Genomic DNA, 7267 nt, shown 5'->3' with positions numbered 1-7267 from the left:
GGGGACAGGGACGGTGCCTCCAACGGAGTTTCCCGCGATTATCACGGGCCCGATAGCGCCGTCGGCGCCGGCAGTCTCGGCGGGTTTGGGCCAGGCGAACACGGTCGGGGCGTTGTCGGTGCCACCGACGTGGACCATCTCGACACCGGCGGTACGTCCCGTCGCGGTGACGCTACCGGCCCTGCCCGGGACCGGCGTCACTGCAGCGGCAGAGGCCGCTGCGGAGGGAGTGACAGGTGCCTCGGGGAGCACGTTCAGCGACATGGCGCTGGCCGGTATGGCAGGGCGGGCCATGGCGGGAACCCTCGGCACCGGCGGCGGCCGGGATCGCAAGGCGACTCCCGGCGAACGGGTGACGTCGACCGGTGAACCCGCGGCGACCACCGGTGACAGCGCGGCAGGTGACGGCAAAGCTGACGCCTCGGAGAGCCAACCGCGAACTGTGGTGACTGGCGTCGCCGCCGAGCTACGCGAGTTCGCCAGGCTCCGCGACGAAGGGATTCTGACCGAAGAGGAGTACACCGAACAGAAGAACCGCCTGCTCGGGCGCTGAACACACCGCCCTTAAACAACAGCGGCGATGAGGATGGGCTCCAATGGATTTCGCGATGTTGCCGCCGGAGGTCAACTCCGGTCGGATGTATGCCGGTCCCGGGTCGGGACCAATGGTGGCGGCTGCCGAGGCCTGGGACGGGCTGGCCGCCGAGCTGCATTCGGCGGCGAACGCGTACAAGTCGGTGGTCGCGGGACTGACCGCTGGGCCATGGTTGGGCCCGTCGTCGGCGTCGATGGCAACCGCAGCCGCTTCCTACGTCGCGTGGCTGAATGTCACTGCCGCGCAAGCGGAGCAGACGGCCATTCAAGCTAAAGCGGCGGCGGCAGCCTACGAGGAGGCCTTTGCATCCACGGTGCCGCCGCCGGTGATCGCGGCCAACCGAGCCCAGTTGATGAAGCTGGTGGCGACAAACCTGTTGGGGCAGAACGCGTCGGCGATCGCGGCGACGGAGGCTCAGTACATCGAGATGTGGGCCCAGGACGCCGCCGCCATGTACGGCTATGCGGCTTCGGCAGCAGCCGCGACGGCGCTCCAGGCCTTTGTCCCACCACCGTCGAGTGCCAATCCGAGCGGTGCGGCGACCCAAGCCGCCGCCGTCGGTCATGCCACCGGCACCGCCGCCGGCAATGTGCAAAGCACCGTATCGTCGGCCCAGCAAGCGTTTTCCGCGGTGCCCAGCGCACTGCAGAGCTTCGCTGCGGCGCCAGCGGCCGCGGCAGATCCGCCGGACCCGCTAAGCTCGCTGGCCAACCTGATCTCAGTCTTTGTCAACGCGCCCAGCGGATTGGTAACACTTGGCGTCGTCACACCAATGGCTATCTTGACCGCGGTGGATCTTCCCTTCAGCGTCGAAGGCGCTCTGTCCGGGTGGCACGCGGATGCGATCGTCAGCGGCTGGGCAGGGGTACAGCCTTGGCCCGGCACAGGATCGGCGCCTCCGACGGAATTCCCGGCGATTATCACGCACCCTGGCCCGCTGGCGGCGGCGCCGACGTCGTCGGTGTCGGCGGGCCTGGGCGAGGCGAACAGGGTCGGGGCGTTGTCGGTGCCGCCGACGTGGACCATCTCGACACCGGCGGTGCGGCCGGTAGCGCTGGCATTGCCGACCACCAGCACGGGCGCAGGCACAGCGGCTGCCGCGGAAGGGGTGTCGGGTGCCTCGGGAAGCGCGGTCAGCGACATGGCTTTAGCAGGTATGACTGGAAGCGCCATGGGCGGAACCCTGGGCACTGGCGGCGCCCCGGATCGCGGCAAAGCGGCACCTGGTGAGCGTGTCGCGGCGCGTGCCACACCTGCGGCGACTCCCGGTGACAGTACGGCGGCTGACAGTAAAAGCCAAGCGTCGCAGAGTAATCCACGGACGGTGGTGACCGGCATCGCGGCGAAGATACGCGAGATCGCCAAACTCCGCGACGAGGGAAGAATGTCCGACGAAGAATTCACCGAGCAGAAAAAACGGCTTCTCGGCCGCTGAGTTGCCTCGATGCTGCGGGCGGGTCAGGCGATCGAGAGCGCAATGCCGTCGAGAATATCGTGCTCGCTGACCACCAACTCCTCGATGCCCGCGCGTTGGTGCAGCGCATCGGCCAGCTCCTCGACGATGATTCCGCCCGCACCAATCACGTCCGCCCGGCCGACGTGCATCGGCCCGAGCGCGGCGCGCTGTTCCCGCGTCATACCGATCAACTGCTCGCAGACCGCCATCAATTTCTCCCGGCGAACACGTGAAAGATGAATGGCTGCAGAGTCATACGTCGCCATATCCTGGGCCAAGGCCGCTAGCGTCGTCATGGTCCCGGCCACCCCGACCCACGTCCGAGCGTCCTCGACCGCGACCGCACGCAGTGCCACGCCGAGACGTTCACGAACTACGTCCCGGGCAGCCGCCACCTCGGCAGGCGTCGGCGGATCAGAGTGCAGGCATCGTTCGGTCAGCCGGACACAGCCGATGTCGGCCGAGAAGCTCGCCGCGACCTCACGGTGGCCCAACACGATCTCGGTGGAGCCGCCACCCAAATCCACCACCAGGAAAGGTCCAGCAGCGCGATCTAATTCATCGACCGCTCCGCGAAAAGACAGTTCGGCTTCCTCCGCGCCGGTGATTACTTCGGCCACCGCGCCCGGAAGCACGGCACCTAATACCTCGGCGGTCATCGAAAAGAAGACATCACGATTCGCGGCGTCGCGGGCTGCCGAGGTGGCGACCATGCGCACCCTCTCGACATCGTGTGACTTCAGTAGAGCGACATAGTCGACAAGCGCCCCGCGGGTACGCTCCAGCGCCTCGGGCACAAACGCGCCGGTCGCGTCGACTCCTTGACCCAGCCGCACAATCCGCATCTCGCGGTGTACGTCACGCAGGTGCCCATCGACCACGTCGGCGATCAACAACCGAATCGAGTTGGTGCCGCAGTCGATTGCAGCAACGCGCGTCATGCCCACTGCTCCGGCGCCAAGATGCCGGCCTTCTCCAAATTAAGGCGGGGGTCGGTGGACAGTATTGCCAGCGCCTCGTCGCCGAGCGGATTGACCCCGCGGCCCTTGGCCAACGAATGCGCCACCAAAACATGCAGGCACTTCACCCGGTCAGGCATACCGCCGGCCGAAACCGTCGTTCCCAGCGGCTCGATCGCATCGCGCTCTGCCAGGTATGACTCGTGGGCTCGCCGGTAGGCGGCGGCCAATTCGGGGTCCTGGTGCAGCCGCTCGGTCATCTGCCGCATCAGCCCTGTCGATTCCAGCCGGCCGACGGCGGCCGTCAGCACCGGGTGCGTGAGGTAATACAGCGTCGGAAACGGCGTTCCGCCAGGAAGTTTCGGCGCTGTCTTCACCACACCTGGCTCACCATTGGGACAACGATAAGCGATCTCCAGTACCCCACGGGGCTCGCGGCCAAGCTGCCGCGCAATCGCCTCCAGGTCGGCACGATCAACCACCGGGCGATACCGGATTAGGCGGCGCGGAGCCCGGCGACGGGACCTGGGCAGGGCCTGGCGGTGGCGGCGGCGCGGGCGGACCGTGCGGGGTGTCGGCGATGGTGTGCCACAGCGCCGTGTACCAGGGCTGATTGGAAGCGGCTGTCGCGGTTTGCGGTCCCGCCGCGCTGGGCGACGGCTCCGTCGGTGGAAGCTGGACCTGATAGGGAATGTCGCCGGGCTTTACGAAGCCGAGGCGCTCACGGGCCTGCGCCGCGATGTACGCCGGGTCGGACAGCTTGACCTTCTGTTGCTCGAGCTCGGCGATCTGCCGACGCAGCGCGGCCTCGGTGGCTGCCAACTGATTCATCTCGGTGCGCTGCGCGAAATAGGTACGTACCGGACCGGCGATCGTCAGCGTCAACACGCACACCACGGCGGCCAGCACCGCCGCCCGCCGCGCGGTAAAGCCCAGCCGCTGCTCGGAGCGCTGCTCAGCCGACTCGATGATCGACCGCTTGATGGGCTCTGCGACCGGCTCCGGCACTGCCCGGGACTCACCGCGACCGCGAGGCGAACCCGGCGACTTCCGCCGAGGGCTCGGCACCGAATCGCGGGGTCGGCCCGGCCGCGAGGCCGGAGACCGTCGCTTGGGATCGGGCCGCTTCCCTTCGGACATCGAGGTCGAAGCCGGCTACTTGGCTTCCGGCACGTATCGGGGGAACGCCAGGTCGCCGGCGTAGCGGGCGGCGTCGCCGAGCGCCTCCTCGATCCGCAGCAGCTGGTTGTATTTGGCGACGCGCTCACTGCGGGCCGGTGCGCCGGTCTTGATCTGGCCGCAGCCGACCGCCACTGCGAGGTCGGCGATCGTGGTGTCCTCGGTTTCGCCGCTGCGGTGGCTCATCATCGTCCGGTAACCGCTGTGGTGCGCCAGCGCCACCGCGTCGAGTGTTTCGGTCAACGTCCCGATCTGATTTACCTTGACCAGCAAGGCATTTGCGACGTTCTTCTCGATACCGTCTTCGAGCCGTTCGGGATTGGTGACGAAGATGTCGTCGCCGACGATTTGCACACGGTCACCGATCGTGGTGGTGAGCGCTGCCCAGCCGTCCCAATCATCTTCGGCGAGCGGATCTTCGATAGATACCAACGGATAGGTGCCGAGTAGCTCCGAGTAGAAATCGGTCATCTGTGCCGCGGTTAGTGTCTGGCTTTCGAAGTTGTAGCCGGTGCCCTCGGCGAAGAACTCGGTGGCTGCGGCATCAAGCGCCAACGCCACGTCGGCGCCTGGCTTCAGGCCGGTGGACTCGATGGCGAGGCTGATCAGATCCAGCGCCGCCTTGGTGCCGGCCACGTCGGGGGCAAAGCCGCCCTCGTCGCCCAAACCGGTGCTGAGGCCCTGTTTTTTCAGCACCGACTTGAGCGCGTGGTACACCTCGGCGCCCCAGCGCAATGCCTCGGCGAAGTTGGGCGCTCCGATCGGGGCCACCATGAACTCCTGCACGTCGACCGCGGTGTCAGCGTGGGCGCCGCCGTTGAGGATATTCATCATCGGCACCGGCAGGATGTGTGCGTTCGGGCCGCCGAGATAGCGGAACAGCGGCAGTTCGGCGGAATCCGCGGCGGCCTTGGCGACGGCAAGCGAGACACCGAGGATCGCGTTGGCGCCCAGCCGCGACTTGTCCGGCGTACCGTCCAGATCCACCAGCGCCTGGTCGACCAGCCGCTGGTCATCAGCGTTGAGCCCGATCACAGCGGGCGCGATCTCGTCGAGCACCGCCTGCACCGCCTTCTTCACCCCCTTGCCGCCGTAGCGGTCCCCGCCGTCGCGCAGCTCCACGGCCTCGTGCTCACCGGTCGACGCGCCGGATGGCACCGCTGCCCGCGCGAACGTCCCGTCGATCAGGGCGACCTCAACCTCGACCGTCGGGTTGCCGCGCGAATCGAGGATCTCGCGGGCCCCGACCTGCTCGATAATCGGCACTGACTTCTCCTTGTGTCGTTAAGGCTGAGCCTCGGCGTTCGTCGCTACCAGCAGTAGCCTAGAGCGTGCTCCAGCCAGGTAATTCACAGTGGGTGACCCGACGCATAGGCCGTAGCCCAGTCCCGTACGGCCCGCGCATACACGTCGGAATCGTTGTAGGCCCGAAGCGCCGTTATCCATCCTTTCGGCGTCGCGAGATTCTTTCCGCGCCAACATAGATAACCGGCCGCCGACAGCGCGGCGTCGTCGATGTTGTCGACGCTGACAATTCCGTCATTGTTGGCATCCACGCCGTACAACCGCCACGTCTCAGGGATGAACTGCATCGGCCCCATTGCCCGAACCGTGCCGTCGTCGTCGGCGAGGCCCCCTGCATCGGTGTCGACGATGTGCAATGTGCCGCCGCTGCCGTCCAAGCGCACACCCCGAATGGGCGGGCGCACATCGCCATTGGGGCCTATCGTCGCATTGTGGTAGGTGCCGTGGTGACTCTCCACTTCACCGATCCCGGCCAAAGTCGTCCACGATATACGGCAGTTCGGGTTTTCGACCTCGGCGACGCGCGCAGCGTAGGCGTAGGCTTCCAGCGCAACAACCGGAATTTTCAGTGCCTCACTGCGCGCCAGCGCCCAGCCATGCAACTGATCGGCAGGCCGGCCCTTGGCATGCGTGTTCACCGGCGGCACCGGATCTCCTGCCGGCGGTGGCACTCCTTTGGGGATATAGGTGCCGAGCTGCCACGTACAACTCGACGCTAAGAGCAACGCCGCCGCCCCCACTACGGCGGCCGCCCGCAGCCAACGCACCGGCGACACAGAACTCCCTCAGCCACTCGCGGTCACGACCATCGTCCCATGTGACTTGGCGTAGTAGACCTCTACCGCCCGCCAATGCGCGCAAACATCGTCGCCTTGCAGCGGCCGATGGGTTAACCACGACGACGCACAGCAACCCAGAATTCAATGCACGGCGTAATCACCTGCTAATCCCGAGCTTTGAATTCAGCGCGCACCTGACCCCGCTGGACGTAAAGCTAGCAATCATTACCGCGGTGGCTGCACGGTCACTGCCGAACGCTGCGCAAAACGGCCCGACACCCGGCGCGGCAGGTCTTACTGCGGCTCAGTGCCGGATTGATCGCCCTGGCCGTCACCTACCGCTTCCTCCACCGCCACAGCCGCCGGTTGGGGTGGGTCAGCTGCCGGCTGCTCGTCCTCCGTTGCGGATTGGTCGGTCGAGGCTTCGGCTTCCGGTTCGGCGGCTTCGTCGGATTCGACTTCGACGGCCCCGGCGGGCTCGGCGGCCGGCTCGTCGGGCGAGGCAGTCAGCTCCTCGGCGGACTCCTCGATAATTGGCTCGCCGGGCACAGGAGGCCAGTAAGCGCGCCACTCTTCTTCGGTCACGACACCGAGCGGAGTGACGTCGAGCTCCTCGGGAATGTCGTCTCCGCGTCGACAGGCGGCGATCGCCTTTTCGGTGTCGCGGACCGTATCCATGAACTCCAAAACTGCTGAGCGCAAAGCATTTTCTGCATCGCTGTCTGCTGTCACGGTGATTGACGTAATGGACTCAGGGATCAGGTCGGCCGGCAGGCCCGCGTTATGGACGCGTTGGATCACTTTCTGGGCCAATGCCAATGCTGGCTGGGCGGTAGGAACGTCGTCTAGCACCGAGTTCCGCGACTTCTCACTCGCCTTGCGTTCTTTCCACTGAGCCAATTGCTCGTCGAGCGAGATCTCCTTACCGGCAAGCACTCCCGGCACGCGATTGCCCAGCTTTCGCACCAGGGCATCGGCAACGTCGTCGATGGTG

General features: G+C 66.4%; 7 protein-coding genes and 1 pseudogene. 2 read left to right on the top strand and 6 right to left on the bottom strand.

Annotated features, from left to right (window positions below):
* Positions 1-553 (top strand): PPE family protein, SVP subgroup (locus VFA16_RS17670; protein WP_324969065.1); only part of this gene is annotated, 553 nt, incomplete at its 5' end.
* 43 nt (positions 554-596) lie between these two features.
* Positions 597-2030, top strand: coding sequence for a PPE family protein, SVP subgroup (locus VFA16_RS17665; protein WP_324969064.1), 1434 nt, complete (start codon positions 597-599; stop codon positions 2028-2030).
* A 23-nt stretch (positions 2031-2053) separates the two neighbouring features.
* Here VFA16_RS17665 and VFA16_RS17660 read toward each other — a convergent pair whose 3' ends face one another.
* From VFA16_RS17660 to VFA16_RS17635, 6 genes and pseudogenes are all read right to left on the bottom strand, one after another.
* Complete coding sequence (locus VFA16_RS17660; protein ID WP_324969063.1) at positions 2054-2998, bottom strand: Ppx/GppA phosphatase family protein; 945 nt, start codon at positions 2996-2998, stop codon at positions 2054-2056.
* Positions 2989-3492 carry a DUF501 domain-containing protein gene (locus VFA16_RS17655; RefSeq protein WP_324969062.1) on the bottom strand — a complete coding sequence of 168 codons (504 nt, stop codon included), beginning with the start codon at positions 3490-3492 and terminating at the stop codon, positions 2989-2991. Before VFA16_RS17655 ends, VFA16_RS17660 begins: the two co-directional genes overlap by 10 nt.
* Positions 3485-4150: a septum formation initiator family protein gene (locus VFA16_RS17650; RefSeq protein WP_324969061.1), complete on the bottom strand. Its 666-nt coding sequence runs from the start codon at positions 4148-4150 to the stop codon at positions 3485-3487. Before VFA16_RS17650 ends, VFA16_RS17655 begins: the two co-directional genes overlap by 8 nt.
* Positions 4151-4165: 15 nt before the next feature.
* Complete coding sequence (eno, locus tag VFA16_RS17645) at positions 4166-5455, bottom strand: phosphopyruvate hydratase (protein WP_324969060.1); 1290 nt, start codon at positions 5453-5455, stop codon at positions 4166-4168.
* A gap of 83 nt (positions 5456-5538) precedes the next feature.
* The gene (locus VFA16_RS17640; protein ID WP_324969059.1) at positions 5539-6270 is read right to left on the bottom strand and encodes a lytic transglycosylase domain-containing protein; all 732 of its coding nucleotides are present in this window, start codon (positions 6268-6270) and stop codon (positions 5539-5541) included.
* 297 nt (positions 6271-6567) lie between these two features.
* A pseudogene (locus VFA16_RS17635) lies at positions 6568-7267 on the bottom strand (nucleoside triphosphate pyrophosphohydrolase); the annotation flags it as partial.

Origin of the sequence: Mycobacterium sp., from assembly GCF_035653355.1 — a bacterium.
Classification (GTDB): domain Bacteria; phylum Actinomycetota; class Actinomycetes; order Mycobacteriales; family Mycobacteriaceae; genus Mycobacterium.
The sequence above is the reverse complement of the archived record's forward strand: the minus strand, read 5'-3'. Positions and strand labels throughout refer to the sequence as shown.

Excerpts from the sequence above, each read along its gene's own strand:
- VFA16_RS17650 (WP_324969061.1), bottom strand. The coding sequence starts at position 4,150 with ATGTCCGAAGGGAAGCGGCCCGATCCCAAGCGACGGTCTCCGGCCTCG.
- VFA16_RS17665 (WP_324969064.1), top strand. The coding sequence starts at position 597 with ATGGATTTCGCGATGTTGCCGCCGGAGGTCAACTCCGGTCGGATGTAT.